This is a genomic window from Reyranella sp., from assembly GCF_004297265.1.
In the GTDB taxonomy this organism is placed as follows: domain Bacteria; phylum Pseudomonadota; class Alphaproteobacteria; order Reyranellales; family Reyranellaceae; genus Reyranella.
In genome coordinates this window covers 151,012-175,913 of the sequence record NZ_SCUT01000003.1, presented here as the reverse complement: position 1 = coordinate 175,913, position 24,902 = coordinate 151,012, and the positions used below count along the sequence as shown (strand labels likewise).

Sequence of the window (24,902 nt, the reverse complement as noted above, 5' to 3'; positions counted from 1 at the left end):
CGCGGCCGATTCGGCCATGCCAGTCTTGCAGTCATGGAAGAAACGCCCGTTCTGTCCGCCCTCGAGGGCGGCGTCCTGACCCTGACGCTCAACCGCCCGCAGCGGCTGAACGCCATGAGCCATCAGCTGATCGACGCCATGAACGCCCAGCTGAAACGTGCCCGCGAGGATGATGCGGTGCGTGCCGTGCTGCTGACCGGCACCGGCCGCGGCTTCTGTGCCGGCGCCGATCTGGCCGGCGGCGGCCCCGGCGATGCCTCGTCCCAGGGTCCGCGCGACGTCGGCGCCGCGATGGATCGCATCTTCAACCCGATGATCCGGGCCATGCGCGACCTGCCCAAGCCGATCGTCGCCGCGGTGAACGGCGTGGCGGCGGGCGGCGGTGCCAACCTCGCTTTGGCCTGCGATATCGTGATCGCCGCGCGCTCGGCCCGCTTCGACCAGGCCTTCGTCCGCATCTCCCTGATCCCCGACCTCGGCGGCACCTGGTTCCTGCCGCACACGGTGGGCGACGCCCGCGCCCGCGCGCTCGCGATGCTGGGGACCTCGGTGCCGGCGGAGGAGGCGGCGCGCATGGGCATGGTCTGGCAGGTGGTCGACGACGCCGCCCTGATGGACGAGGCCGGCAAGATCGCCCGGAAGCTCGCCACCGGTCCGACCCGCTCCTATGCAGCGATCAAGGGCGCCATCAGTGCGGCCGCCACCAACACGCTCGACCAGCAGCTCGACCTCGAGCGCGACCATCAACGCGAGCTCGGCAAGAGCGAGGATTTCAAGGAGGGCGTCGCAGCCTTCCTCGCCAAGCGCGCTCCCAATTTCACCGGACGTTAGTTGAGAGACAGATGACCTACGAGAAGATCCAGATCGCCAGGGAAGACGGGCTCGCCACGCTGACACTGAATGCGCCGGACCGGCTGAACGCCGTGTCGCGCAAGATGATCGCCGAGCTGAAGCAGTGCTGGGAGGAGCTCGCCACCGACGATACGGTGCGCGCCGTGCTGCTGACGGGCGCGGGCCGCGGCTTCTGCGCCGGTGCCGACCTCGCCGATCCCGACCGGGGCAGCACGTCGGACTCCGGCGAGGCGCTCGACAAGTTCTTCAATCCCGTGATCCGTCTGATGCGCAGCGTGCCCAAGCCCATCGTGGCGGCGGTGAACGGCCCGGCGGCCGGTGTCGGCATGAGCTTCGCGCTCGCGTCCGACATCGCCATCGCGGGCAAGTCGGCCTCCTTCCTGCAGGCCTTCGCACGCATCGGCCTGCTACCCGACGGCGGCAGCACCTGGTTCCTGCCGCGCCTCGTGGGCGAGCAGCGGGCGCGCGCGCTGGCCATGCTGGCGCCGCAGATCACCGCGCAGCAGGCCAGGGACTGGGGCCTGATCTGGGACGTGGTAGAGGATGCCGATCTCATGAAGACGGCCGGCGACCTCGCGCGGCGCCTGGCGGACGGCCCGACCATGTCGCTCGCGCGCATCAAGGAGGCGATGAACCGCGCCAGCGGCAACACGCTTTCGCAGCAGCTCGACGTCGAGCGCGACTTCCAGCGCGAATTGGGCCGCAGCGAGGATTTCAAGGAAGGCGTTGCGGCCTTCCTCGCCAAGCGCAAGCCCGCCTTCAAGGGCAAGTAGGAACGACAAGAATCACACGGGAGAGACGACCATGACGACGCCGTTCACGGAGATCACCTCGGGCCTCAAATTCCCCGAGGGCCCGGTGGCCATGCCGGACGGCTCGGTCATCCTGGTCGAGATCGCGCGCGAGACGCTCACGAGGGTCACGCCGGACGGCAAGCAGCACGTCATTGCAAAGCTGGGTGGCGGCCCGAACGGCGCGGCGATGGGACCCGGTGGCAAGATCTACGTGACCAACAATGGCGGCTTCAACTGGATCGAACGGCCGGGCGGCCGGTTGTTTCCCGGCACGGCGCCCGCCTCGTACAAAGGCGGCTCGATCCAGGTGGTCGATCCCGAGACCGGCAAATTCGAGACGCTCTACGACAGGTGCGACGGCCGCAAGCTGAACGGCCCGAACGACCTCGTGTTCGACGATGCCGGCGGCTTCTGGTTCACCGATCTCGGCAAGACGCGCGAGTACGACAACGATCGCGGCGCCGTCTACTACGCCAGGGCCGACGGCTCGAAGATCGAGCAGAAGGTGTTCCCGCTGGAGCGTCCCAACGGCTGCGGCCTCTCGCCCGACGGCAAGACGCTCTATGTCGTCGAGACGCCGACCGCGCGCCTCTGGGCCTTCGACCTGTCCGCACCCGGCACCATCAAGGACGCCAACGGCGCCTATCGCGGCGAGAAGGGCCGCGTGATCGCCGGCCTCGGCGGCTACCAGATGTTCGATTCGCTGGCCGTCGATTCGGCCGGCCATGTCTGCGTCGCGACCCTGATCACCGGCGCCGTCTCCGACATCTCGCCCGACGGAAAGTCGGTCACGCAGTACAAGCTTCCCGACGCGATGGTGACCAACGTCTGCTTCGGCGGGAAAGATTTGCGCACCGCCTACGCCACCCTCTCGATGACCGGCAAGCTCGTCAGCTTCGAATGGCCGCGTCCGGGTTTGAAGCTCGAGTATCTGAACAAGTAGCGTAAAATTCAGGCGACGGATGGCTGTTCAGCATAGTCTGGTATCTTCGATTTTATGACTTTGGCGAGCTTCAGCCGTCGGATAGAGGCGTCCAGAGCCTGTATTACGCAACTGCGATCCCCGTAGTCTTCCGGTAGCAGAATCTTGCCGCTCCAGTCGACGAGGAGGATGTTCTCCTTGTCGTCGTTCTTGCCATTCTCGTAGGTGTCTTGGATTCGTTTCAGGACACGCAGCACATTCCGCGGTCGGTAGTGGCTGGTCCATCCTTTGCCGAGGCTCACCCATTCACCGAGCCGCTCGATGACGGATATATGAAGATGCTCTCCGATCCGAATGTCGCGACGATCGTGTGAAACGACCGTCTTCCAGAAGCCGGCACGGCCGATTGGAATGTTGAAGACCGTGCGGAAGGCGAATCGAAAAACCTTATAGAGCGGACCGCGCGAATCGTGCTGCTCCGCGGTTGCCCATTCCGATCCTACGACCCGACCCCAGGCCTCTTCGTAGAGCGGGAAGTCGGGATAGTGAGCCCGAACGCGTTTCATCATCCAGTCCAGCGGAATATCGTCGAGCGCCATGGTGCCTCTTCGATGTCTTGCCGAGACATATCCGCCGCCGATATCGGCATGCGCGCCGGCAAACCAGACCTGTTCCGTCTTCGAAGTGTACTTCTTGAAGCGTGGCTTGCGCCAAATCGTGGCGCCAAACGGCTTGCGATGCTCGTCGATCGCCATGGCATGGAGGTTGACGTGGGTTATCGACGACAGGTTGACGTCATGGAATGCGTACTTCTGGCGGTTCCTCGTTCTGAGGAGTTCCAATGGAACGCCAAGCGCTCCGACCGTATCGAACAAGCCGGCTAGCGCAATTCGGAGTTGCGCCCGGTCATGAACGAATGGCGTGAGCGTGGTCCAGGTGGCGGGGAGTCGATCCGCGGGCGCGGTTCGGTAGTATTTCCATGCCAACGCCTCGAGTTTCCGTGAGCAATGCTCTCGCTGCAGGAGTCCGGCAGCGGCGACGTAGCCTATAACCGATCGCGCGGTGTAGGCGCCCCGTGAGAAGCCGAAGATGAAGATCTCGTCGCCAGGGGTATAGTTGAAGGACAGGAATTTGTAGGCACGGCGGATGTTCTCGGTGAGGCCCTGTCCCCAGATGCCGCCGCTGATGCGATCGGCGTAGCCGGTGCCGACCCCGCGCTGATAGTAGACGAAGTTCTCTCGTTCATCCTTCGTCCTGAAAGCGCTGACCATGGGTTTGCCGCCCGCTTCCGAGGGGCTGGCAGGAGTGCTTTCCTGAGCATCGACGCCTTGCGGCAGGCCTTGATCTGTCGCGAGGGACGCTGCGATCAGATCTTCCAGGCGAACGATATTCGTGTCGTTGTCCCCCGACTCCCAGTTGTTCCAGGTTCCATCGAGCAAAAGGATCAGCCGTTTCGGCAAGGGCATGCCGTCACTGCCGGGCGACCGCTGCGTAGTCATGCCTGTATCTCCCCCGAGTTCACGAGAGAGTAACTAAACTACCAATTGCACCGCCAGGCCATATTGCTCGTTAACGCGTGGAGGCCGGTTCCTCCGCCTGCCAAACTCACCCTTTCGTCTGGGCCCGGACCTCGCGGCTGGCGACGACCTTGCCGGCGGCATAGGCCTCGTGGTTGGCGTCGACGTCGGAGAGCTTGTAGCGGTAGTTCACCATCATCCCGTAGGACTGCTTGAACCCGTTGGCGCTGGTGTCGCCCAGCCAGTTCAGCCGCTCGACGACGGCGCCGTTGCCGAGATGGAAGTGCGCCACCCGGTCGAGCGCGCGTCCCTTGTCGGTGGCGGTGAGGTAGACGGCGGCGAGCCGGGTCAGGATCGGGCGCAGCGCCTTGTCGATGGCCGGCACCTCCCACCAGTTCGGCCGCGCGAGCAGCTTGAGGACCGCCGCGGCGCCGTAGGCCTCGTCGGTCACCGGTCCCAGCGAGGCGATCTCGCTCTGGGTGAGGGCGCCATCCCCTTCGGTCTTGAACCGGTATTCGACGTGCTGGCGCAGGCCGGGAATTGGCGACAGGGTGGCGAAATCCTTGATGTTGGGCAGGTCGCGCGAGAGCTGGCCGGCCACGCGCTTGATCAGGAAGTTGCCGAAGCTGATGCCCGCCAGTCCCTGCTGGCAGTTGGAGATCGAGTAGAAGATCGCCGTGTTGGCGCGCTTGGGGTCGTGCGTCTCGTCGCGCGCATCGAGCAGGCGCTGCACGTTGCCCGCCATGCCGTCGACCAGCGCCACTTCGACGAAGATCAGCGGCTCGTCGGGCATGCGCGGATGGAAGAAGGCAAAGCAGCGCCGGTCCGAATCGAGCCGGTTCTTGAGGTCGCGCCACGACCGGATGGCGTGGACGGCCTCGTAGGTCACCAGCTTTTCCAGCAGCGAGGCCGGCGAGGCCCAGTCGATGCGTACAAGATCGAGGAAGGCCACGTCGAACCAGGCCCCCAGCAGCGAGCGCAGATCCTCGCTCAGCGCCTTGGCCGCGACATCGGTGCGGCCGAGGGTCAGCAGTTCGGCGCGCAGGTCGACCACGAACTTCACGCCCTGCGGGACGCCGACGAACTCCCGCAGCAGCCGTACCGCCGGCGGCTCCAGTTCGCGGCGCAACGCCCGGGCGGGATCCTTCCCGGTGCGCCACTTGTCGACGGTCTTCATCGCCGCTTCGCGCGGCAGGCCGTAGTCGCGCGCGAGCGTCAGCAGGAATTTCCTGCGGCCGGCGGCCGAAAGCGACAGGTAGGCCTGTCCCAGCTCCGCCGCGCGCCCGCGACGCGCCGTCTCGCCGCCCTTGCCTTCGAGGCAGGCGTCGATGCGGTTCTTCAAGCGCGGGATGTCGTCGTCGGGAAGATCGGGCCGGAGCGGCGCGCCCACCGCTTCGCGGGCGCCGCGGGCGGTATCGACGAAGGCAGTGCGAAGTCGTTCGAGGGTGCGGTCGACGGTATTGGAGAAAAGCAGGGCCATGCACCAATTATGTCACAGCAAACGTGTCACTCCAGTGGCGGCAGATGAACGCGGCTTTACCGCGCTACGCGGTCGGCTGATCCAGCACACGCCACAGGTACCAGCTCGCGACCGTGCGATAGGGACGCCACTTCTCGCCGGCTTTCTCCAGCGCCTTCGGCGACGGCAGCGCCCGCTTCCTGAACGCCTTCGCATAGGCCTTGCGCAGGCTGTAGTCGTCGAGCGGCAGGATGTCGGGACGACCGAGGCGGAACATCAGGAACATCTCGGCGCTCCAGCGGCCGATGCCGCGGACCTTGACGAGCCGTTCGATCAGTTCGGCGTCGGCTATTGCGTGCGCTTCTTCGAGCGTGGGCAGTTCGCCGCTATCGACGCGTCGGGCGAGGTCCTGCACCGCCAGCACCTTGGCGCGCGACAGGCCGCAGCCGCGCAAGTGCTCGTCCGGCGTCTTCAGGATGTGGCGCGGCGTGAAGCCGTCCGTGGCGCTTGGATAGAGCGCCTCGACCCGACCGTAGATCGTGGCCGCGGCCTTGTTGGAGAGCTGCTGGTAGACGATGGCCTCGGCCAGCGAGCCGAACAGGCTGCGCGAGACCTTGAGTTGCATGCGGAAGGGGCCGACCGCGTCGATGATTGCGGCCAGTGCCGGATCGGCGGCCCTGAGATGCGCGACGGCCTTCGCCGGCCTGAACGGGAAGCCGCTCATCGTGCCGCGAAGAGAGGACCCGCGCCGACCTCGGGCGCGCCCTCGATCTCCAGCATGCGCCGCTTGGTCGAGACGCCGCCATTGGCCGAGAAGCCGCCCATCCTGCCGTCGGCGCCCAGCACGCGGTGGCAGGGCACGATGATGGCGACCGGGTTCCTGCCCAGCGCCTGGCCGACCTCGCGCGATTCATGCGGCACGCCGAGACGCCTGGCGATCTCGCCATAGGTCATGGTGCGGCCGGGCGGGATGGTGCGCGCCACCTCGTAGACCCTGCGATGGAATTCGGGCGCCGCCTCGAGGTCGAGCGGGATGTCGGCGAGATCGATGGCCTCGCCCGTGAGGAGGGCCTGTACGCGATCGACTGCGCGCTGGACGCCGGCCGGCACGGACGCCGCCTCGACCGCGTCCGGCCAGCGCCGCTTCACGCGCGCGCGTGTGGCGGCCGGGCTCGGCTCGGGAAGCTGCAGGCCCGCGATGCCGCGGACACTCCAGGCGATGGCGCAGGTCCCGATCGGCGTATCGAACAGGGCAAAGCCTTGGGCACTCATGGGCGATCTTTCTACCTAACCGGTCATCCCGTCAAGTCGGGACGGCCCACAGTTAGCTGTCATCAAACTGGCACCGACAACGTCTAGCGTCGGCCAGTCTGTGTAGAGCCGGAGTCGTTGGTTGATCCATCCGCGGGCCGAGAGCAATTCGCTCCTGAAGCAGGCGGTGCGCCGCCATAAGTTCATGTCCCGGGAAGGGATGCTGGAGAAGCTGTTCGAACGGCTGTTCCGTGGCCTCGTCTACGCCCAGATCTGGGAAGATCCCGAGGTCGACCTCGAGGCGATGGCGCTGACACCGGAATCCCACGTCGTGGCGATCGCGTCGGGCGGCTGCAACGTCCTGTCCTATCTCACCGCCGATCCGGCGCGCATCACCGCCGTCGATCTCAGCCAGGCGCATGTCGCTCTCAATCGCCTGAAGCTGACGGCGGCGCAACGCCTGCCGTCCTGGTCGGAGTACTATCGCTTCTTCGGCGCGGCCAATTCCAGCGCCAATCCGCGCGCCTACGACCTGCACATCGCGCCGCATCTCGACCACGCGAGCCGCGCCTACTGGGAGGGCCGCAGCCTGCACCGGGGCGGGCGGCGGCGCATCTCGATCTTCGCGCAGAACGCCTATCGTCACGGCGTGCTCGGCCGCTTCATCGGCGCGGCGCATGTTGCTGCGCGCGTCTACGGCGTGGATTTCGGCACGTTACTCGCCGCGCGGACGATCGAGGAGCAGCAGCGCTTCTTCGACACCGTGCTGGCGCCGCTGTTCGACAAGCCGGCCGTGCGCTGGGCCACGTCGAACCGCCTGTCGCTCTACGGTCTCGGCATTCCGCCGGCGCAGTACGAAGCGCTGGCCGGCGGCCGCGACATGGGCTCGGTGCTGCGCGACCGGGTCGAGCGGCTGGCCTGCGGCTTCAGCCTCGACGAGAACTACTTCGCCTGGCAGGCCTTCGGACGCGGCTATGCGCGCGACGCCAACGGACCGTTGCCGCCCTACCTCCGGCAGGAGAATTTCGCCGCGGTGAAGCGTGGCGCCGAACGGGTCGAGGTGATGAACCGGTCGGTGACGGACTATCTCGCGGCCTGTCCTGCCGGCTCGCGCGACCGCTACGTGCTGCTGGATGCCCAGGACTGGATGACCGACGCCCAGCTCAATGCGCTGTGGACCGAGATCACCCGCACGGCGCGGCCGGGCGCCCGCGTGATCTTCCGTACCGCCGCCGAGCCCTCGCTGCTGCCCGGCCGCGTGGCGCCGGCGCTGCTCGACCAGTGGCACTACGAGGCCGACGCGTCGCGCGCCTTCACCGCGCGCGACCGGTCGGCGATCTACGGCGGCTTTCATCTGTATGTGCTGAAGCCGTGAGCACGACCCTCGCGAACGCCGGTCTCATGGACCGGATCTACCGTCGCCAGCGCCATGTCTACGATCTCAGCCGCAAATACTACCTGCTGGGCCGCGACCGGCTGATCGACGGGCTGGCGCCGCCGCCCGGCGGCCGCGTGCTGGAGATCGGTTGCGGCACCGCCCGCAACCTGATCGCGGTGGCGCATCGCCATCCCGCCGCGGCGCTGTTCGGGATCGACCTCTCTCTGGAGATGCTCGACACGGCGCGTCGCCGCGTCGGCCGGGAAGGGCTCGGCATGCGCATCCGCCTGGCCCATGCCGACGCCACCCGCTTCGACCCGGCGCCGCTGTTCGGCGTGCCGGGTTTCTCCCGCATCTTCTTCTCCTACACGCTGTCGATGATCCCGGAATGGGAGAAGGCGCTCGCCCAGTCGGTCGTCTGGCTGCAGCCAGGCGGCGAGCTGCATCTCGTCGACTTCGGCGGACAGGAGCGGCTGCCGCGCTGGTTCCGCGGCGGCCTGCGCCAGTGGCTGGCGCTGTTCCATGTGATCCCGCGCGATGCGCTGGAGGCCGCCCTGGCGCGCTTGCCCGGCAGTATCGAGGTCCAGCGCTTCGAACGACCGCATCTCGGCTACGCCCAGTACGCCGTCTGCCGTCGCGCGACCTAGTCCGCCATACCCTCAAAGACATGGCGCCCCTGTCCCAGGGGCATCGCGCAGGCCATTGGCAACCGCCCGTGGCGGGTGCTAACCCCAGACCAACGATTGCCTGAGTCGGGAGTACCCAAGATGACCGAAGCCTTCATTTGCGACGCGATCCGCACCCCTGTCGGCCGCTACAATGGCGGCCTGGGCGCCATGAGGGTCGACGACCTCGCCGCCCATCCCATCAAGGCGCTGATGCAGCGCAACGCCAATGTCGACTGGGGCTCGGTCGACGACGTCATCTATGGCTGCGTGAACCAGGCCGGCGAGGACAACCGCAACGTCGCCCGCATGGCGGGCCTGCTCGCGGGCCTGCCGGTCGAGGTGGCCGGCGCCACGGTCAACCGCCTCTGCGGCTCCGGCCTCGAAGCGGCGGGCCACGCCGCGCGCGCCGTGAAGCTCGGCGAGGCCGACCTGATGATCGCCGGTGGCGTCGAGGGCATGACCCGCTCGCCCTATGTGATGGGCAAGCCCGAAAGTGCCTTCGACCGCTCGATGAAGCTCGAGGACACGGTGCTGGGCTGGCGCTTCGTCAACCCGCGCATGAAGGCGGCCTATGGCGTCGACCCGATGGGCCAGACCGCCGAGAACGTCGCCACCGAGCACCAGATCAGCCGCACCGACCAGGACGCCTTCGCCTATCGCAGCCAGCGCCGCTGCAAGGCCGCGCAGGAGCGCGGCTTCTTCGAGAAGGAAATCGTCAAGGTCTGCGTGAAAAAGGGCAAGGCCGAGATCGTCGTCGAGAAGGACGAACATCCGCGCGGCGACACCACGATGGAAACGCTGTCGAAGTTGTCGGCGGCGTTCCGCGACGGCGGCTCGGTGACGGCCGGCAACTCGTCGGGCCTGAACGACGGCGCCTGCGCCATGATCATCGCCTCGGAAGCCGCCGCCCGCGCGAACGGCCTGACGCCGCGCGCGCGCATCCTGGGCACCGTGTCGGCCGGCGTTCCGCCGCGGGTCATGGGCATCGGCCCGGTGCCGGCGACGCAGAAGCTGCTGGCCAAGCTCGGCATGACCATCGGTGATTTCGACACGATCGAGCTCAACGAGGCGTTTGCCGCCCAGGCGCTGGCCGTGCTGCGCCAGCTCGGCCTCGCCGACGACGCCGAGAACGTGAACCCGAACGGCGGTGCGATCGCGCTCGGCCATCCGCTGGGCGCCTCGGGCGGCCGCCTGATGATCACCGCGCTCAACCAGCTCGAGGCCACCGGCGGCAAGCGCGCGCTCGCCACCATGTGCATCGGTGTCGGCCAGGGCATCGCGCTGGCGCTGGAGCGTGTCTAGGGTTTGTGAGCGAGCGGCATTGTGCTCCTCCGCATTCATCTGCGGAGGAGTGATACTTCAGAGTTGGCAGGAAATTATTTCACTGGCGTGTCGACTGAAGTAGGCGCTGTCAGCAGTTGCTGCTGCAACACCATGATCTGCCGTGAAATGTCGGCGTTTACGTCCTTGAGCCTGCCCGCCGCGGCGTCGTCTTTCTTGGCTTTGAGATCTTCGGCCTGCTTCAAATTGTCGAGCTGCTGCTTTCGTAGGACGTCGATACGCTGCTGAATTCCGAGCGCCGTATCGGAGAACTTCGCATTTGTCTCCGCAAGCGAGGCAAGCCCCCAGGCGAACGAGCAGTATTGATTGTAGAGCTCGACGTCACCCACGGCGCCTTCAGGCGTATACTCGGAAATCGGCTTGATCGTTCGCGGTTTGGCAGCGTCGACCGGCTGTGTCGTGCGCTTGGCGAGAATTTCCTTGCGCTTGTCGGCCCGCGTATCGTTGATTTTCTTCACGACCGCAGGCCCGACATACTTCTGATAGATGTCGGCATTGAAGGCCGCGCGCGTACCCGAGGCGATGGCGCCAAGTGCGGCAAGAATGTTCGTTGCCGGCGCGAGGACGATGGCTGCCGTTGCCGAGAGTCCGGTGGTGACCGTGCTCATGGCAAAGTTCGCTACGGACTGCGTCGAAAGGATACCGGAGCGGTGACGTTCGCACATCTGATCCGAACGCATCATCAGGTAGTCCTGAAGCCGATCGCGCAATATGGCCGCGGCTTCCGGGTTGCTCAGGCTGTCTATCTTCTTGAGGGTTGAGATCTTGCAACTGCCATCCGGTTCGCGTTCTGCGGGAATGCAATCCTTGTTGAGATCGAATGTCGGACTGTCGCCGGGTGTTGAAACCTGGCGCCGACCCGTCGACTCACCGAAGGCTGGATCGGTGCTGTACTGATTCTCCAGCACAGTGCAGCCCCCTGTCAGCCAGACAACGACCAGTGACACGCAGCCCACAGTCGCGTTGCGACTGCGGGCTGGAATGAGCCCCTGTGGCATTCTCCCCTCCGTCAGATGGCCCCCGCCATCTATCGTATAGAGGGAAAAATGTATGGTTGTATCGCGCGTGTCAACACACGCCCGATATCAGGCCGTCGCGTTGAGGTTGATCCCGGCGCGGCGCATGTCGCTCATCATGCGCTTGCGGCTGTCCTCGAGGTCGATGGCGGCCGTCGCCTCGACGACGACGGCCACGTCGAAGCCCGCCTGGCGCGCATCGATGGCCGACCAGGCGACGCAGTAGTCGAGCGCCAGGCCGCAGAAGACCAGTTTCGTGAAACCACGGGCTTTCAGGTAGCCGTCGAGGCCGGTGCGGGTCATGCGGTCGTTCTCGCGGAACGCGGAATAGGAATCGATACCGGCGTGGAAGCCCTTGCGCACGATCATCTGCGCCTTGGTGATCTCCAGATCGGGATGGAACGCCGCGCCTGGCGTGCCTTGCACGCAATGGTCCGGCCACAGGATCTGCGGTCCGTAGGGGAACTGCACGGTCGTGAAGGGCTCCGCGTCCTGCCACGAACTCGCGAACGAGGCATGGCCGGGCGGATGCCAGTCCTGCGTCAGCACCACATGGTCGTGACGGCCGATCAGGCGGTTGACCAGCGGGACGATGGCATTGGCGCCGGCAACGGCCAGCGCACCGCCCTCGCAGAAGTCGTTCTGCACGTCGACGACGATCAGGGCCTCGTTCGGCATCGGTACGCTCCGCTACAGGGGTGGGATGTCGCCCAGCGCCTGGTCCCTCTCGAACGAAGCGATCCAGGACTCCAGGGTCTTGCTCTCGATGGCGCCGCGCAAGCCGCGCATGACGTCCTGATAGTAGTGGAGATTGTGCCACGTGAGCAGCATCGCACCGAGGATCTCGTCGGCGCGGATGAGGTGATGCAGGTACGCGCGGCTGTGGTGTTTGCAGGCGGGGCAGGCGCAGTGCTCGTCGATCGGCCGCGGATCGTCGCGATGGCGGGCGTTGCGCATGTTGAGCTCGCCGCGCCGTGTGAAGGCCTGCGCGGTACGGCCCGAACGCGTCGGCATCACGCAGTCGAACATGTCGATGCCGCGCTTCACCGCGCCCACGATGTCGCCGGGACGGCCGACACCCATCAGGTAGCGCGGCCGGTTGGAGGGCAGCATCGGCACCGTGTAGTCGAGCGTGCCGAACATCAGCGCCTGGCCTTCGCCCACGGCGAGGCCGCCGACCGCATAGCCGTCGAAGCCGATGTCGATCAGCGCCTTCGCGCTCTCCTCGCGCAACGCCGGGAAGATGCTGCCCTGGACGATGCCGAACAGGCCGTAGCCCGGCCGCTCGACGAAGGCCTTGCGGCCCCGTTCGGCCCATTTCATGGAAAGCCGCATCGAGAAGGCGGCTTCCGGCTCCTCGACCGGCCAGCTGGTGCATTCGTCGAACGACATGGTGATGTCGGCGTCGAGCAGGCGCTGGATGCCGATCGAGCTTTCGGGGGTCAGGCGATGCTGCGAGCCGTCGATCGGCGAGCGGAAGGTGACGCCGTCGGGGTCGAGCTTGCGCAGCTCCTTGAGCGACATCACCTGGAAGCCGCCGGAGTCGGTCAGGATCGGCCCCGGCCAGTTCATGAACTTGTGCAGGCCGCCCAGCGCTGCCACGCGCTCGGCGCCCGGCCGCAGCATCAGATGGAAGGTGTTGCCCAGCACGATCTCCGCGCCGGTCTCGGCGACCGACTGCGGCAGCATCGCCTTCACGGTGCCGGCGGTGCCGACCGGCATGAAGGCTGGCGTCTCGATCGTGCCGTGGGCCGTCGTGATGCGGCCGCGGCGGGCTGCGCCGTCGCTGCCCAGCAGCTCGTAGGAAAGGCTCATCGGCGCAACAGACAACAATCGCCGTAGGAATAGAAGCGGTATCGCTCCCTCACGGCATGCGCATAGGCCGCCTTCATGCGGTCCAGGCCCGCGAAAGCCGAAACCAGCATGAACAGGGTCGAGCGCGGCAGGTGGAAGTTCGTCAGCAGCAGGTCGACCGCGCGGAACCGGAATCCGGGCGTGATGAAAATGTCGGTCTCGCCGCTCCACGGCTTGAGGGCGCCGTCATGTTGCCGCGCCACGGTTTCGAGCAGGCGCAGCGAGGTCGTGCCGATCGAGACGATGCGGCCCCCCAGGATGCGCGTCGCCTCGACCGCGCGCGCAGTGGCCTCCGAGACCTCGCCCCATTCGGCATGCATCGTGTGCGCGTCGGTATCCTCGACCCTTACCGGCTGGAAGGTACCCGCGCCGACATGCAGCGTGACGCCCGCCGTGGTGATGCCGCTGTCGGCGAGGGCCGCCATCAGCTCCGGCGTGAAATGCAGGCCGGCGGTGGGGGCGGCGACGGAGCCGTCGTTCCTGGCGAACAGCGTCTGGTAATCCTTGCGATCCTGCGCGTCGGCTGTGCCGCCGCGAATGTAGGGAGGGAGAGGTACCGTGCCTTCCTGCTCGAGTGCCGTGAGAAAGGCGTGACCCTCCTGGTCGAAGTCCAGCACCAGCGAGCCGTCTTCCTCCTTGGCTTCGACGCGGGCGCGGAGGCCCGGGAAGTCCAGCACATCGCCTGGCCTCAGCCGCTTCCCGGGGCGGGCGAAAGCACGCCAGCGGCCGTTGCCGAGATCGCGGATCAGCAACGCCTCGACCGCCACGTCCTGGCGCTGGCCGTTGCCTGGCCGCGTGCCCTTGAGGCGTGCGGGAATGACCTTCGTGTCGTTGAAGACCAGCAGGTCGCCACGGCGCAAGAGGCCGGGCAGCGACCGGACCGTGCGGTCGTGCAGGGTCTCGCCCGTGACATCGAGCAGACGCGCGGAGTCGCGCGGAGAGACAGGCCGCTGGGCGATCAGATCGTCCGGCAGCGCAAAATCGAAAAGGTCGACGCGCATTGTTTGAGGATCTGGCCTGCGTCAGGTCTGGCCGATGTCCATGACCACGCCGTCCGAATCGTCGGCGGGCGGCTGAGCATTGAGGTCGGCCAGGGCCACGAAGCGATGCACGCCGTCGACCACGATCCTCTTCACCCGCGCGCGCGTCTCAAGGCAATGGAGGTGTGCCAGGGTCTCGCCGAAGGCGAAGACGATCTGGTTGTTGTCGAGATGGCGCGGGAACAGGATCGGCACCATGTCCCAGCCGGTGGCGCCCCCCGGTCCCATGCGCGCGATCGCCAGCTCCATGTCGTTCAGCCGCGCATCGTGATGGGCGACGAGCTGGTCGAGGCGCGTGTGCAGGCCGATGAAGGGGAAGCCGTGGCTCGGCAGGACCAGCGCATCTGCGGGCAGCCGGCGGAAGCGCGAGAAGCCGTCGAGGAACCAGGTCAGCGCATCGGCCAGCGGCTCGTTCGGCCACACGCCCACATTGGTGCTGATCTTGGGCAGCACCTGATCGCCCGCGATCATCACGTTGAGTTCGGGGCACCACAGCGAAGCATGCTCGGGTGCATGGCCGCGGCCGACGATGACGTCCCAGCGATGGCCGCCGATGGTGATCGGGTGTGCATGGATCATGCGCCGGAAGGCGGTGGGCAGCGGCACCACGCCCTTGGCATAGCCGCCCTTGTGGCGATGGAAGTTGGCGATGCGGTCGGCCGGCACGCCGTTGCGCGCGACATGCGCGGCGCGCGTCTCCTCGCTCTCGACGAAGTCGTTGCGCGCGGCCTGTGCGCTCATGTACTCGCCGAGCGTCATGTAGAGCGGCGCATTCCACTTCTCGCACAGCCAGCCCGCGAGGCCGATATGGTCGGGATGGAGATGCGTGCCGATCACGCGCACGACATGCTTACCCTGGAGCTTCTCGGCGAAGATCTTCTCCCACAGGGTTCGCGTGTCCTGCGAATTGATCCCGGTGTCGACGATCGTCCAGCCGTCCTTCTCCTCGATCAGCCACAGGTTGATGTGGTTGAGCTGGAACGGCAGCGGCATGCGCAGCCAGTAGATGCCGGGGGCGACGTTCTTGATGTCGCCGGGTTCCGGCACATCACCGCAGGGAAAGCGAAGCTGGGCCAGCAGGCGCTGGGACTCGGAGAGGGCGTCAGGCATGAAACGAAACTAGAGGATTCTCCCGCCCCCGTCTCCGGGGGAGGGCGCATGCCAGCCTTACGAGGCCTTCAGCGCCCGCCAGGCGATGTCCTTGCGGTAGAAGCCCTCGGGCCAATCGATCAGGCCGATCGCGCGGTAGGCGCGGGCGCGGGCTTCCTCGACGGTGGGCGCCATGGCGCTGACGTTCAGGACGCGGCCGCCATTGGCGAGGATCTTCCCGTCGGGGCCGGCCTTGGTGCCGGCGTGGAAGATCTGCACGCCCTCGACCTTGGCGGCCTCGTCGAGACCACGGATTTCGCTGCCCTTCGGGTAGGAGTCGGGATAGCCCCTGGTCGCCATGATCACGGTGACGGCGGCGTCGGGCGACCAGCGCAGGTCGAGATGCTTCAGCCCACCCTCGGCGCTGGCCAGCAGGGCCGGCACCAGGTCGGACTTCAGGCGCATCATCAGCACCTGCGTCTCGGGATCGCCGAAGCGGCAATTGTATTCGACCAGTCGCGGCCCCTTGGCGTCGATCATCAGGCCGGCATAGAGCACGCCCCGGAACGGCGTGCCGGCCTTCGCCAGCGCCCGCACGGTGGGCAGCACGATCTCATCCATCGTGCGCTGCTGCATGGCGGCGTCGAAGACCGGCGCCGGAGAGTAGGCGCCCATGCCGCCGGTGTTTGGCCCCTTGTCGCCGTCGAAGGCGCGCTTGTGGTCCTGCGCGCCGACCAGCGGCAGGACATGCTCGCCGTCGGTCAGGGCGAAGAAGCTCGCCTCCTCGCCCTGCATGAATTCCTCGATCACCACCGAGGCGCCGGCCGCGCCGAAGCGGTTGCCGGAGAGCATGTCGCGCACCGCCTCGATCGCCTGGTCGACCGTCTCGGCGATGATCACGCCCTTGCCGGCGGCGAGCCCGTCGGCCTTGATGACGATCGGCACGCCCTGCGCCCGGATATAGGCCTCGGCGGGCGCCACTTCGGTGAAGCGCTCGTAGGCGGCGGTCGGGATGTTGTTGGCGCGACAGAGTTCCTTGGTGAAGCTCTTGGAGCCCTCGATGCGGGCGGCGGCCTTGGACGGGCCCCAGGCTCTGATGCCGGCGGCTGCGAAGGCGTCGGCCATGCCGGCGACCAACGGGGCGTCCGGAGCGATCACCACGAAGTCGATCGCGAGCCGCTGGGCCAAGGCCACCTGGCCGGGGATGTCCTCGGCACCGACTTCCTCGACGCATTCGGCAATCTGCGCGATGCCGGCATTGCCGGGCGCGCAGTATAGCTTGGTGCAGAGCGGCGAGGCCGAAATCGCCCAGCACAGGGCATGTTCGCGGCCGCCGCCGCCCACCACGAGGATTCGCATGGCGAGGCTTTGACCACAGTTTGCGCCGGGGGCACAAGCGGCTAGGTTCGGGCCCGGATGGATAACCTCGACCCCCCGACTCCCCCTTCGAATGTTCCGGAATTCTCGGTTTCCGAGCTTTCCTTCGCCCTGAAACGCGAGATCGAGACCGCCTTCCCGCGGGTGCGCGTGCGCGGTGAGATCAGCCAGCCGTCGTTCCCCCGGTCCGGCCACTGCTACTTCCGCCTCAAGGACGAGAACGCCGTGATCGACGGCGTCTGCTGGAAGGGCACGATCCCCCGCCTCGGTATCAAGATCGAGGAGGGGCTGGAGGTCATCGCCACCGGCAAGCTCACCACCTATGCCGGCTCCTCGCGCTACCAGATCATCGTCGACCGGCTGGAACTGGCCGGCGAAGGCGCGCTGCTGAAGCTGCTCGAAGACCGGCGCAAGAAGCTGCAGGCCGAGGGCCTGTTCGACCCGGAGCGCAAGCGCTCGCTGCCCTACCTGCCGCTGACCGTGGGCGTCGTGACCTCGCCATCGGGCGCGGTCATCCGCGACATCCTGCATCGCCTCAGCGACCGCTTCCCCTGCCACGTGCTGGTCTGGCCGGTGGCGGTGCAGGGCGAAAAGGCGGCGGGTGAGGTGGCCCGCGCCATCGCCGGCTTCAACGGACTGTCTGAAGACGGTCCTGTGCCGCGGCCGGACGTGCTGATCGTGGCGCGGGGCGGCGGCTCGCTGGAGGACCTGTGGGCCTTCAACGAGGAGATCGTGGTGCGCGCCGCCGCGAACTCCGAAATCCCGCTGATCTCCGCCGTCGGCCACGAGACCGACACGACCCTGATCGACTTTGCCTCGGACCGCCGTGCGCCGACGCCGACCGCGGCCGCCGAGATGGCGGTGCCGGTGCGCGCCGACCTGATGACCGAGACTCTCGACTACGCCAAGCGCCTGGTCGGCGGCATGACGCGACTCCTGCGCGAGCAGTCGATGGAACTGGCCGGCCTTGCACGTGGCCTGGGCGATCCGCGTCGCCTGATCGAAGAGCGCCAGCAGCGGGTCGACGTGAGTGGGGAACGCCTGGCGCTCGCTACACGGCAGCTCGTGGAGCGGCGGGCGCATCAGCTCTCGGCCGCGCGCCTGGTGAGCCCGCAAGCGGTGATCGCCGCCAAGGAACAGGCGCTGGTCGCCGAAAGCCGCGCTCTGACACGCGCCGTCGACCGCTTCAAGAGCGACGCGCTGCAGAAATACGCGCGCGCCTTCGACCGGCTCGACCAGCTCGGGGACCGGCTGAAGCGCCACGGCAACGACCTGCTGCTGAACGGCCAGCGCCAGGTCGACCAGGCCGCCAAGCTGCTGGAGAGCTACTCCTTCCACTCCGTCCTGAACCGCGGTTTTGCCCTGGTGCGCGACCAGGAGGGCCACCCGGTCCTCGCCGCCGCCGGCACCAGCGCCGGCCAGACGATCGCCATCGAATTCAGCGACGGCCGCGTGGGTGCGCGCGTGACGGATGGAGCGGGCGCACCGAAGCCTGTTGCGATTCCCGCTGCACCGCCCAAGCGTCGTGATGGCGGCGGCAATCAAGGATCTTTGCTGTAGCCTTCCCCCTCCCTAGCCCTCCCCCGTAAGACGGGGGCGGGAATAAGAATCATGTCCCCGCCCCCGTCTTACGGGGGAGGGCTAGGGAGGGGGAGAGCAACTGGTGATTGTCTCTCCGTCATACTTTCGTCCTACCGGTGTGGCTTGCTGACTAGGTGAAAAGCTACGCCCAGGACCTCCGCAACAACGCCACCGAACCCGAGCGAGTCCTCTGGAACCGTCTCCGACGCCGCCAACTGGCCGGCCTCAAGTTCCGCCGCCAGCACGAGATCGGTCGCTACATCTGCGATTTCGTCTGCCTCGAAGCGTCGATGATCGTCGAACTCGACGGCAGCCAGCATGTCACCGACGCGCCGTACGACGCCAATCGCGATGCCTTCCTGCGTTCGGCTGGCTTCAGGGTCCTGCGCTTCTGGAATGGGGACGTACTCTCTCAAACAGACTCTGTCGTCGAAACGATTTACGAGGCGCTGTATCGTCCCGAGATGGAGGGGCGCTTCGACTGAGGCTTTCCCCAATGAAGCAAGGGGAAACACCAATGACCGCTGAACCGCTGTCGGCCGAGACGATCGGGAACTTCCTGTATGCGAGCACGGCGACCGTCTCGATGCAGATGCTGAAGCGTGGCTTTCGCAATGTCGCGGTGAACGGGGTGAAGCCGCTCAATCCGGCAGCGGCGCGGATCGTCGGGCCGGCCTACACGCTGCGCTACATTCCGAGCCGCGAGGACATCGACAAGGCGCCGAGCCCCAGTGATCCGCCGAATGCGCAGCGCACGGCGATCGAGGAATCGCCGCCGGGCTCGGTGCTGGTGATCGGCACCGAGGGCAATACGCGCTCCGGTACGCTGGGCGACATTCTGGCGTTGCGCCTCAAGGTGCGCGGCCTGGCCGGCGTCCTGAGCGACGGGGCGATGCGCGATTCACCGGTGATCGGCAAGTTCGACTTCCCGGTCTACTGCTCGGCCGCCGCCGCTCCACCCAGCATGGCCAACCTGCGGCCCGTCGAGGTGCAGGTGCCGGTCGGCATCTGCGGCGTCCCGGTCTATCCCGGCGACGTCATCGTGGCCGACGAGGATGGCGCCATCGTCGTGCCGCGGCATCTGGCCGACGAGGTGGCGCGCGATTCCTTCGAGCAGGAGCGGCTGGAGAAGTTCGTCGCGATCCGCGTGAGCCAGGGGCACCCGATCGCCGGCACCTATCCGCCGAACGACGAGACGAAGAAGCTTTACCAGGCGTGGATCAAGGCCGGTGAGCCTGCCGGCGGGTGAGGAGGTCGTATATGCGTGTTTCATCGATCGCCGTGCTGCTGATGCTCGGGCTTGCGGCCTGCGAAGGCTCGAACGTGGCGATGGCGCCGCCGGGCCAGGATATTGCCGGCAAGCAGTTCGCACCGCCGCCGCCCGGCATGGGCGCGGTCTATTTCTTCAATCCCTCGACGGCGAGCCCGGTGCTGAACGTCACGGCCAACGGCCAGGAGATCGGGCGCCTCGGCACGCAGACCTGGATGCGCACCGAACTGGCGGCCGGCCCCTATACGATGCGCTGCCGCGGCGGCGGTTCGGCCAACGCGATAAACATGAACATCGCGCCCGGTAACATCCGGTATGTCGACGTCCAGATGCTGCCGGGCCAGTATGTCTGCACCATCCGCGAGACCGATCCCGGCTCGGGGCAGGCGGGCGTCATGAGCGGCAGTCGAGCGGCGCAGTATTAGGCGGACGCCGCGGGAATGCGGGCGATGACCTTGATCTCGAAGTCGAAGCCCGCGAGCCAGTTGACGCCGACGGCGGTCCAGCTCGGATAGGGCGCCTCGCCGATTTCTTCGCTGCGCACCTTCATCATCGTCTCGAACTGCGCCTCGGGATCGGTGTGGAAGGAAGTGACGTCCACCACGTCGTCGAAGGTACAGCCTGCGGCCGCCAGAACAGCGTGCAGGTTGGCGAAGGCGCGCCGGACCTGGTCCTCGAACACCGGCTCGGGCGAGCCGTCGTCGCGGCTGCCGACCTGGCCCGACACGAAGAGGAGATCGCCGGAGCGGATGGCCGGCGAATATTTGTGGGTATCGTAGAGCGCATGCCTGTTGTTCGCCGGGAAGACGGCTTCGCGCTTTGACATGTCGGATTCCTTTTCAGTCCTGACCCGGGTGATCGCCGTAGGGCTTGGTAATCAGTTCGAGCAGGTGGCCATTGGGATCCTCGAAGTAGACGCCACGGCCGCCGTAGAGGTGGTTGATCTCGCCGCGCCCGTTCTTGCTGGGGTGGGCGTAGTAGGGGATGCCGGCCTTCTGAATCCTGTCGAACGAGGCGTCGAATTCCTGGTCATCGACGAGGAAGGCGTAGTGCGTCGTGCTGGGATTGGGCGTGCCGATGAAATCGAGCGTGACGCCGTTCGACATCTGCACCGGGCGGAACGGGCCCCATTGCGGGCCGGCCTCGATGCCCAGGATACCGGCCAGGAATTCGGCCGATGCATCCTTGTCCTTCACATGGACGATCAGGTGATTGAGGGCTGGCATGGAAGTCTCCTGCGGGCTGCCCTCAACGTAGGCAGGCCGCGGGTGACTTCAACCGGTTACGCGCCAGTGCTCGGCAGGAGGATCAGCCGCCGCCCTTCTCGCAGACGAAGGCCTTGAAGGTGATGATGTCGCTCGGGACGCCCTTCTTCTTGCAGTAGGCTTCGAACTCATCCGGCGTCACGGGCACCATCTTGATGGCATGGCGGCGGCTGCGCCAGTCGGCCATGCGGCTCATCTCCTTCATATGCCAGTCGGCATAGGAGCTGAGCGGATAGTGCTTCACGGTGCGCTGCAGCACCTCATGGTCGGATGCGGTCACCTTGGCGAAGTACTGGATGGCCATGCCGGTCTGCCTTCAGGAATACGGACGCCGCATCTACCCTCCCCCGGGGGTGGGCTGCAACCCACAATGAGAGGGAGCCTCGTGTGTCGCTAGGGCGCGGCGGCGTCGGGCAGGACGCGATTGGGCAAGGGCTGCCAATGGCTGCGGGGAATGACCTTCAGCGTGTCCGCGAACTGCTGGGCGCAGCGCTGCCAGGTGAAGGTTTCCGCATGGCGGCGGCAATCCTCGGGATCGCGCGGGAACGCGGCCAGGCAGGCGGTGCGCAGGTCCTTGTCGAGGGCGCCCACTCTGGGGTCGGTCACGACGTCGAGCGGTCCCGGCACGGGATAGCCGGCGACCGGTACGCCCGAAGCCAGAGCCTCGACCATGACCAGGCCGAACGTGTCGGTGACGCTCGGGAAGACGAAGCAGTCGGCCTGTGAATAACGATACGAAAGTTCATCGGTGTCGACCGAACCGAAGAAATGCGCGTTCGCATAGCGGCGCTGCAGCGACTTGAGCTGCGGACCACCACCCACCACCCACTTGGTGCCGGGAAGGTCGAGATCGAGGAACGCCTTGATGTTCTTTTCGATGGCGACGCGGCCGGCATAGAGCCAGATCGGCCGCGGCTCCTCGAATTGCTCGCGCGGCTGCGGCTTGAAGGCGGTGATATCGACGCCGCGCGACCACGGCACGAGATTCTTGAAGCCGCGTTCGGCCAGCTCGTCGCGGATCGCCGGCGATACGACCAGCACCGCCGAGGATGGCGCGTGGAAGCGGCGCACGAAGGCGTAGCTCCACGAGAGCGGCGCGAAGATGCGCGCGCGCACATATTCGGGGAAGCGCGTGTGGTAGGCGGTCGTGAAGGGAATGCCGCGACGTCGGCAAAAGCCCCGCGCCGCCCAGCCGAGCGGTCCCTCGGTGACGAGGTGGATGGCATCGGGGGCGAACAGCTTGAGCATGTGGCTGAGCCGCGACGAGGGAAACAGCGAGAGCCTTATCTCGGGATAGGTCGGGCAGGGCACGGTGCGGAAGCGGTCGGGGCCGAACACCTCGACCTCGTGGCCGGCGGCGCGGAGTATGCGCGATACGATTTCGAGCGTGCGGACGACGCCGTTGATCTGGGGTCGCCAGGCATCGGTGACGATGGCAATGCGCAATGGCTACTCCGCGGCCAGTTGAACGTGAGACAAGGGAAGTCGGGACGAACGACGGGCCACCTCGTCCGCCCAGTGGACGATGCGCAGGCGGCCGTCGAAATCCTCGACCAGCGCCGTGCAGCTTTCGACCCAGTCGCCGTCGTTGCAGTAGAGCACGCCGTCGATCATGCGCATCTCGGCATGATGGATGTGGCCGCACACCACGCCGTCGACGCCGCGGCGCCGGGCCTCGCTCGCGACCGCGTTCTCGTAGTCGTTGATGAATTGCACGGCGTTCTTGACACGGTGCTTCAGGAAGGCCGAGAGCGACCAGTAGGGCAGGCCGAGCTTGCGGCGTCCCCAGTTGAAGATCGTGTTGAGCCGCAGCGCCGCGGCATAGGCCCAGTCGCCCAGGATGGCGAGCCAGCGGGCGTAGCGCACGATGCCGTCGAACTGGTCGCCGTGGATGACCAGCAGCTTCTTGCCTTCGGGTGTCTCGTGAATCGCCTCGTCCTCGACGCGCACGTCGCCGAAGGTGAGCTGGCAATATTGCCTCGCCGCCTCGTCGTGATTGCCGGGGATGTAGACCACGTTGGTGCCCTTACGGGCCTTGCGCATGATCTTCTGCACGACATCGTTGTGCGCCTGCGGCCAGTACCACCAGCGCTTGAGCCGCCAGCCGTCGACGATGTCGCCGACCAGATAGAGATGCTCGCTTTCGTTCTTCCTGAGGAAGTCGAGCAACAACTCGGCCTGACAGCCGCGCGTACCGAGATGGATGTCGGACAGGAAGATTGCCCTGTGGCGGGCTGGCTGGTGGCGTTCGTGAAGTGTCATGTGGAAGGCACGGTCATGTGGATAATGGTCGACCGACACAAAATATGTTGTGCGCGATTGCAGGGTACGCATTGGATTGTGTATGGGAGCCGTTGCGTGGAGGTGTATCGGTTGTGACTGTTCGATGACATTCGCCTCGGCCGCCGGACCGGCGAAATCGGTGCTCCTCATTTTCAATCCGACGGCCGGCCGCCGCCGGCGCGGGCTGGTCGACGAGGTCGTGCGCCTCGTCAGAGCCCTCGGCTGGACGGTCGATGTGATGGAGACGGCAGCCTCGGGCGATGCGCGCCGTCTGGCCGAAACGTGCGATGCCGGACGCTACGGCGTGATCGCGGTTGCCGGTGGCGACGGGACGATCAACGAGGTGGTGAACGGGCTTGCCGCCCGCGCCGCCACGGCGCCGCCGCTCGCCCTCGTGCCGCTGGGCACCGCCAACGTGCTGGCGCACGAACTGGGATTGGGTTCCACCGCATCGGCGCTCGCAGAGGCGATCACGGACGGCCGCGAAATTCTCATGCATCCGGGCCGGGCCAGCGGAAGCGGGCTTGCCCGTTGCTTCTCCCTGATGGCCGGCGCCGGCTTCGATGCCAAGGTGGTGGCGGGTGTCAGTGCGCCCCTGAAGCGCCGCTGGGGAAAGATCGCCTATGTCTGGCGCTCGCTGATCGAGGCCAGGCGCTATCGGCCGGTGCGCTACGCCGTCGAGATCGACGGCGTTGCTCACGAGGCGGCGTCGGTGATCGTGACTCACGCCCGTCACTATGCCGGCCCCTATGTCGTGGCGCCGGAGGCGTCGCTCGATGACCCACTGCTGCATGTCTGCCTGTTCGAACGCTGGGGCTGGATGCACGCCCTGCGCTTCGGCGCGGCCCTCTTGCTGGATGCGTTGCCGCGAACGCCGGGCTATCATGTCGTCGCGGGCCGTGAGGTTCGGATCTCCGTCCTGAACGACGCCGGCGAACGGCGCCGCCAGCCTGTCCAGATCGATGGTGACGACGCGCTGACCTTGCCCGTGTCGATCCGTCTTTCGACCGAGGCCGTACGACTGCTCAAGCCGGCCTGATTCCACGTTTTTGTCCGGTGCTGTGCGGGGCGCCGCCGAACGGTCTATCCTTGCTTCACAGGGCGTTGAACCGGGGGGCGTTCGCCGTGGAGGTCTACCCGGCGACCGATCGAAAGGCTTCAGTTTGGCTACAGCAGTGAAATATCGGCGCAAGAGTTCGGCGAAGGCCGAGCAGCGCGCGGCGACGATGGATCAGATTCTCGACACCGCCGAGTACCTGTTCTCACAGCATGGCTTCTACGGCGTCACGCTGAAGGACGTGGCCAAGACCGTCGGCGTGCACCACACGCTGATCAACTACTACTTCGAAGACAAGAAGAAGCTCTTCGAGGACGTATTCGCGCGGCGGGCGGTAGTGACGAGCCAGCGGCGCATGAAGGCGCTCGATGACTATGAAAATGAGGTCGGCAATTCTCCGACGGTGGAGGGGGCGCTGCGGGCCTTCCTCGACACCGACCTCGATCTATACACGGAGGGCGGCGAGGGCTGGCGCAACTATGGCGCGCTGGGTGCCCAGGTGGCGAGCACGCCCGAATGGGGCGCCCGGATGATGGACGAGCATTTCGATCCGGTGGTGCTGCGGTTGATCGGCCTGCTCAAGAAGGCCCTGCCGGAGTGTGCCGAGGAGGACATCTTCTGGGGCTACCACTTCGTGACCGGCGCCCTGATGCTGACGCTCGCCAAGACCGGCCGCATCGACAAGCTGTCCGGCGGTCTCTGCCGTTCGGACGATTACGCCGCCGTGAAGGAGCGTATGGCGACCTTCATGGCGGCCGGTTTCCTGTCGGTCTGTTCGCGCCGGAAAAGCTAGCCGGGAAGGAAAGGAGGGCAGGTCGCACTTGCATCGTGCGCGTTAATTCACTAGTGAGTGAATGAACAAGAAAAGAAGAAAACAACCACTAGGGA

The 24,902-nt window shown here is 66.5% G+C and carries 27 protein-coding genes; 12 read left to right on the top strand and 15 right to left on the bottom strand.

The window, feature by feature from the left end:
- Positions 1-33: 33 nt before the first annotated feature.
- Genes paaG through EPO41_RS01130 form a run of 3 tightly spaced genes read left to right on the top strand, consistent with a single transcriptional unit; the run spans position 34 to position 2,589 of the window.
- Positions 34-831: a 2-(1,2-epoxy-1,2-dihydrophenyl)acetyl-CoA isomerase PaaG gene (gene paaG, locus EPO41_RS01140; protein ID WP_296319347.1), complete on the top strand. Its 798-nt coding sequence runs from the start codon at positions 34-36 to the stop codon at positions 829-831.
- A gap of 11 nt (positions 832-842) precedes the next feature.
- Positions 843-1,625 (top strand): enoyl-CoA hydratase-related protein, encoded by a 783-nt coding sequence (locus EPO41_RS01135; RefSeq protein ID WP_296319345.1) that lies wholly within the window; start codon positions 843-845, stop codon positions 1,623-1,625.
- Positions 1,626-1,656: 31 nt separating this feature from the next.
- Positions 1,657-2,589 (top strand): SMP-30/gluconolactonase/LRE family protein, encoded by a 933-nt coding sequence (locus tag EPO41_RS01130; protein ID WP_296319343.1) that lies wholly within the window; start codon positions 1,657-1,659, stop codon positions 2,587-2,589.
- Between the two features lie 8 nt (positions 2,590-2,597).
- Here the strand turns inward: EPO41_RS01130 and EPO41_RS01125 are convergent, their stop codons facing one another.
- From EPO41_RS01125 to EPO41_RS01110, 4 genes are all read right to left on the bottom strand, one after another.
- Complete coding sequence (locus EPO41_RS01125) at positions 2,598-4,067, bottom strand: DUF2235 domain-containing protein (RefSeq protein WP_296319341.1); 1,470 nt, start codon at positions 4,065-4,067, stop codon at positions 2,598-2,600.
- 106 nt (positions 4,068-4,173) lie between these two features.
- Positions 4,174-5,565: a malonyl-CoA decarboxylase family protein gene (locus EPO41_RS01120; protein ID WP_296319339.1), complete on the bottom strand. Its 1,392-nt coding sequence runs from the start codon at positions 5,563-5,565 to the stop codon at positions 4,174-4,176.
- A 64-nt stretch (positions 5,566-5,629) separates the two neighbouring features.
- Positions 5,630-6,268, bottom strand: coding sequence for a DNA-3-methyladenine glycosylase (locus EPO41_RS01115; RefSeq protein ID WP_296319337.1), 639 nt, complete (start codon positions 6,266-6,268; stop codon positions 5,630-5,632).
- Positions 6,265-6,816 (bottom strand): methylated-DNA--[protein]-cysteine S-methyltransferase, encoded by a 552-nt coding sequence (locus EPO41_RS01110; protein ID WP_296319336.1) that lies wholly within the window; start codon positions 6,814-6,816, stop codon positions 6,265-6,267. Before EPO41_RS01110 ends, EPO41_RS01115 begins: the two co-directional genes overlap by 4 nt.
- A 124-nt stretch (positions 6,817-6,940) precedes the next feature.
- Between EPO41_RS01110 and EPO41_RS01105 the strand changes: the two genes are divergently transcribed.
- The 3 genes from EPO41_RS01105 (at position 6,941) to pcaF (ending at position 10,143) form a co-directional block, all read left to right on the top strand.
- Positions 6,941-8,170 (top strand): DUF3419 family protein, encoded by a 1,230-nt coding sequence (locus EPO41_RS01105; RefSeq protein WP_296319549.1) that lies wholly within the window; start codon positions 6,941-6,943, stop codon positions 8,168-8,170.
- A 26-nt stretch (positions 8,171-8,196) separates the two neighbouring features.
- Positions 8,197-8,820 carry a class I SAM-dependent methyltransferase gene (locus EPO41_RS01100; RefSeq protein WP_296319546.1) on the top strand — a complete coding sequence of 208 codons (624 nt, stop codon included), beginning with the start codon at positions 8,197-8,199 and terminating at the stop codon, positions 8,818-8,820.
- A gap of 120 nt (positions 8,821-8,940) precedes the next feature.
- Positions 8,941-10,143, top strand: a complete 1,203-nt coding sequence (pcaF, locus tag EPO41_RS01095) for a 3-oxoadipyl-CoA thiolase (RefSeq protein WP_296319334.1) — start codon at positions 8,941-8,943, stop codon at positions 10,141-10,143.
- A 74-nt stretch (positions 10,144-10,217) separates the two neighbouring features.
- Here the strand turns inward: pcaF and EPO41_RS01090 are convergent, their stop codons facing one another.
- From EPO41_RS01090 to purD, 6 genes are all read right to left on the bottom strand, one after another.
- Positions 10,218-11,180 carry a hypothetical protein gene (locus tag EPO41_RS01090; protein ID WP_296319332.1) on the bottom strand — a complete coding sequence of 321 codons (963 nt, stop codon included), beginning with the start codon at positions 11,178-11,180 and terminating at the stop codon, positions 10,218-10,220.
- A gap of 87 nt (positions 11,181-11,267) precedes the next feature.
- Positions 11,268-11,876 (bottom strand): bifunctional nicotinamidase/pyrazinamidase, encoded by a 609-nt coding sequence (gene pncA, locus EPO41_RS01085; protein ID WP_296319331.1) that lies wholly within the window; start codon positions 11,874-11,876, stop codon positions 11,268-11,270.
- Positions 11,877-11,888: 12 nt separating this feature from the next.
- Positions 11,889-13,013: a tRNA guanosine(34) transglycosylase Tgt gene (gene tgt, locus EPO41_RS01080; RefSeq protein ID WP_296319329.1), complete on the bottom strand. Its 1,125-nt coding sequence runs from the start codon at positions 13,011-13,013 to the stop codon at positions 11,889-11,891.
- On the bottom strand, positions 13,010-14,053 hold the full coding sequence (gene queA / locus EPO41_RS01075) for a tRNA preQ1(34) S-adenosylmethionine ribosyltransferase-isomerase QueA (protein WP_296319328.1): 1,044 nt from the start codon (positions 14,051-14,053) through the stop codon (positions 13,010-13,012). Before queA ends, tgt begins: the two co-directional genes overlap by 4 nt.
- Before the next feature lie 21 nt (positions 14,054-14,074).
- On the bottom strand, positions 14,075-15,202 hold the full coding sequence (locus EPO41_RS01070) for an MBL fold metallo-hydrolase (RefSeq protein WP_296319326.1): 1,128 nt from the start codon (positions 15,200-15,202) through the stop codon (positions 14,075-14,077).
- 57 nt (positions 15,203-15,259) lie between these two features.
- Positions 15,260-16,540 (bottom strand): phosphoribosylamine--glycine ligase, encoded by a 1,281-nt coding sequence (purD, locus tag EPO41_RS01065; RefSeq protein WP_296319324.1) that lies wholly within the window; start codon positions 16,538-16,540, stop codon positions 15,260-15,262.
- A gap of 57 nt (positions 16,541-16,597) precedes the next feature.
- Here purD and xseA point away from each other — a divergent pair, with 57 nt between their 5' ends.
- The 4 genes from xseA to EPO41_RS01045 all read left to right on the top strand — a co-directional run bounded on the left by xseA (position 16,598) and on the right by EPO41_RS01045 (position 19,834).
- Positions 16,598-18,118 (top strand): exodeoxyribonuclease VII large subunit, encoded by a 1,521-nt coding sequence (gene xseA / locus EPO41_RS01060; protein ID WP_296319322.1) that lies wholly within the window; start codon positions 16,598-16,600, stop codon positions 18,116-18,118.
- Between the two features lie 155 nt (positions 18,119-18,273).
- Positions 18,274-18,624 carry a DUF559 domain-containing protein gene (locus EPO41_RS01055; protein ID WP_296319320.1) on the top strand — a complete coding sequence of 117 codons (351 nt, stop codon included), beginning with the start codon at positions 18,274-18,276 and terminating at the stop codon, positions 18,622-18,624.
- A 32-nt stretch (positions 18,625-18,656) separates the two neighbouring features.
- Complete coding sequence (locus EPO41_RS01050) at positions 18,657-19,388, top strand: ribonuclease activity regulator RraA (RefSeq protein WP_296319319.1); 732 nt, start codon at positions 18,657-18,659, stop codon at positions 19,386-19,388.
- A gap of 11 nt (positions 19,389-19,399) precedes the next feature.
- Positions 19,400-19,834 carry a hypothetical protein gene (locus tag EPO41_RS01045; RefSeq protein WP_296319317.1) on the top strand — a complete coding sequence of 145 codons (435 nt, stop codon included), beginning with the start codon at positions 19,400-19,402 and terminating at the stop codon, positions 19,832-19,834.
- Here EPO41_RS01045 and EPO41_RS01040 read toward each other — a convergent pair.
- The 5 genes from EPO41_RS01040 to EPO41_RS01020 all read right to left on the bottom strand — a co-directional run bounded on the left by EPO41_RS01040 (position 19,831) and on the right by EPO41_RS01020 (position 22,936).
- The gene (locus tag EPO41_RS01040) at positions 19,831-20,235 is read right to left on the bottom strand and encodes a RidA family protein (RefSeq protein WP_296319315.1); all 405 of its coding nucleotides are present in this window, start codon (positions 20,233-20,235) and stop codon (positions 19,831-19,833) included. The genes EPO41_RS01045 and EPO41_RS01040 overlap by 4 nt on opposite strands.
- Before the next feature lie 13 nt (positions 20,236-20,248).
- On the bottom strand, positions 20,249-20,635 hold the full coding sequence (locus tag EPO41_RS01035; protein ID WP_296319313.1) for a VOC family protein: 387 nt from the start codon (positions 20,633-20,635) through the stop codon (positions 20,249-20,251).
- 82 nt (positions 20,636-20,717) lie between these two features.
- Positions 20,718-20,978, bottom strand: a complete 261-nt coding sequence (locus tag EPO41_RS01030) for a hypothetical protein (protein ID WP_295137019.1) — start codon at positions 20,976-20,978, stop codon at positions 20,718-20,720.
- Positions 20,979-21,067: 89 nt separating this feature from the next.
- The gene (locus tag EPO41_RS01025; RefSeq protein WP_296319311.1) at positions 21,068-22,120 is read right to left on the bottom strand and encodes a glycosyltransferase family 1 protein; all 1,053 of its coding nucleotides are present in this window, start codon (positions 22,118-22,120) and stop codon (positions 21,068-21,070) included.
- 3 nt (positions 22,121-22,123) lie between these two features.
- Complete coding sequence (locus EPO41_RS01020; protein WP_296319309.1) at positions 22,124-22,936, bottom strand: UDP-2,3-diacylglucosamine diphosphatase; 813 nt, start codon at positions 22,934-22,936, stop codon at positions 22,124-22,126.
- Between the two features lie 124 nt (positions 22,937-23,060).
- Here EPO41_RS01020 and EPO41_RS01015 point away from each other — a divergent pair, with 124 nt between their 5' ends.
- Both EPO41_RS01015 and EPO41_RS01010 read left to right on the top strand, forming a co-directional pair.
- A complete protein-coding gene (locus EPO41_RS01015; protein ID WP_296319308.1) occupies positions 23,061-23,996 on the top strand; it encodes a diacylglycerol kinase family protein in 936 nt (311 codons plus the stop codon).
- 136 nt (positions 23,997-24,132) lie between these two features.
- Entirely contained in the window at positions 24,133-24,807 is a 675-nt protein-coding gene (locus EPO41_RS01010) for a TetR/AcrR family transcriptional regulator (protein WP_296319306.1), read from the top strand.
- Positions 24,808-24,902 lie beyond the last annotated feature (95 nt).

Excerpts from the sequence above, each read along its gene's own strand:
- paaG (WP_296319347.1), top strand. The coding sequence starts at position 34 with ATGGAAGAAACGCCCGTTCTGTCCGCCCTCGAGGGCGGCGTCCTGACC.
- EPO41_RS01135 (WP_296319345.1), top strand. The coding sequence starts at position 843 with ATGACCTACGAGAAGATCCAGATCGCCAGGGAAGACGGGCTCGCCACG.
- EPO41_RS01130 (WP_296319343.1), top strand. The coding sequence starts at position 1,657 with ATGACGACGCCGTTCACGGAGATCACCTCGGGCCTCAAATTCCCCGAG.
- EPO41_RS01125 (WP_296319341.1), bottom strand. The coding sequence starts at position 4,067 with ATGACTACGCAGCGGTCGCCCGGCAGTGACGGCATGCCCTTGCCGAAA.
- EPO41_RS01120 (WP_296319339.1), bottom strand. The coding sequence starts at position 5,565 with ATGGCCCTGCTTTTCTCCAATACCGTCGACCGCACCCTCGAACGACTT.
- EPO41_RS01115 (WP_296319337.1), bottom strand. The coding sequence starts at position 6,268 with ATGAGCGGCTTCCCGTTCAGGCCGGCGAAGGCCGTCGCGCATCTCAGG.
- EPO41_RS01110 (WP_296319336.1), bottom strand. The coding sequence starts at position 6,816 with ATGAGTGCCCAAGGCTTTGCCCTGTTCGATACGCCGATCGGGACCTGC.
- EPO41_RS01100 (WP_296319546.1), top strand. The coding sequence starts at position 8,197 with ATGGACCGGATCTACCGTCGCCAGCGCCATGTCTACGATCTCAGCCGC.
- pcaF (WP_296319334.1), top strand. The coding sequence starts at position 8,941 with ATGACCGAAGCCTTCATTTGCGACGCGATCCGCACCCCTGTCGGCCGC.
- EPO41_RS01090 (WP_296319332.1), bottom strand. The coding sequence starts at position 11,180 with ATGCCACAGGGGCTCATTCCAGCCCGCAGTCGCAACGCGACTGTGGGC.
- pncA (WP_296319331.1), bottom strand. The coding sequence starts at position 11,876 with ATGCCGAACGAGGCCCTGATCGTCGTCGACGTGCAGAACGACTTCTGC.
- tgt (WP_296319329.1), bottom strand. The coding sequence starts at position 13,013 with ATGAGCCTTTCCTACGAGCTGCTGGGCAGCGACGGCGCAGCCCGCCGC.
- queA (WP_296319328.1), bottom strand. The coding sequence starts at position 14,053 with ATGCGCGTCGACCTTTTCGATTTTGCGCTGCCGGACGATCTGATCGCC.
- EPO41_RS01070 (WP_296319326.1), bottom strand. The coding sequence starts at position 15,202 with ATGCCTGACGCCCTCTCCGAGTCCCAGCGCCTGCTGGCCCAGCTTCGC.
- purD (WP_296319324.1), bottom strand. The coding sequence starts at position 16,540 with ATGCGAATCCTCGTGGTGGGCGGCGGCGGCCGCGAACATGCCCTGTGC.
- xseA (WP_296319322.1), top strand. The coding sequence starts at position 16,598 with ATGGATAACCTCGACCCCCCGACTCCCCCTTCGAATGTTCCGGAATTC.
- EPO41_RS01050 (WP_296319319.1), top strand. The coding sequence starts at position 18,657 with ATGACCGCTGAACCGCTGTCGGCCGAGACGATCGGGAACTTCCTGTAT.
- EPO41_RS01045 (WP_296319317.1), top strand. The coding sequence starts at position 19,400 with ATGCGTGTTTCATCGATCGCCGTGCTGCTGATGCTCGGGCTTGCGGCC.
- EPO41_RS01040 (WP_296319315.1), bottom strand. The coding sequence starts at position 20,235 with ATGTCAAAGCGCGAAGCCGTCTTCCCGGCGAACAACAGGCATGCGCTC.
- EPO41_RS01035 (WP_296319313.1), bottom strand. The coding sequence starts at position 20,635 with ATGCCAGCCCTCAATCACCTGATCGTCCATGTGAAGGACAAGGATGCA.
- EPO41_RS01030 (WP_295137019.1), bottom strand. The coding sequence starts at position 20,978 with ATGGCCATCCAGTACTTCGCCAAGGTGACCGCATCCGACCATGAGGTG.
- EPO41_RS01020 (WP_296319309.1), bottom strand. The coding sequence starts at position 22,936 with ATGACACTTCACGAACGCCACCAGCCAGCCCGCCACAGGGCAATCTTC.
- EPO41_RS01015 (WP_296319308.1), top strand. The coding sequence starts at position 23,061 with ATGACATTCGCCTCGGCCGCCGGACCGGCGAAATCGGTGCTCCTCATT.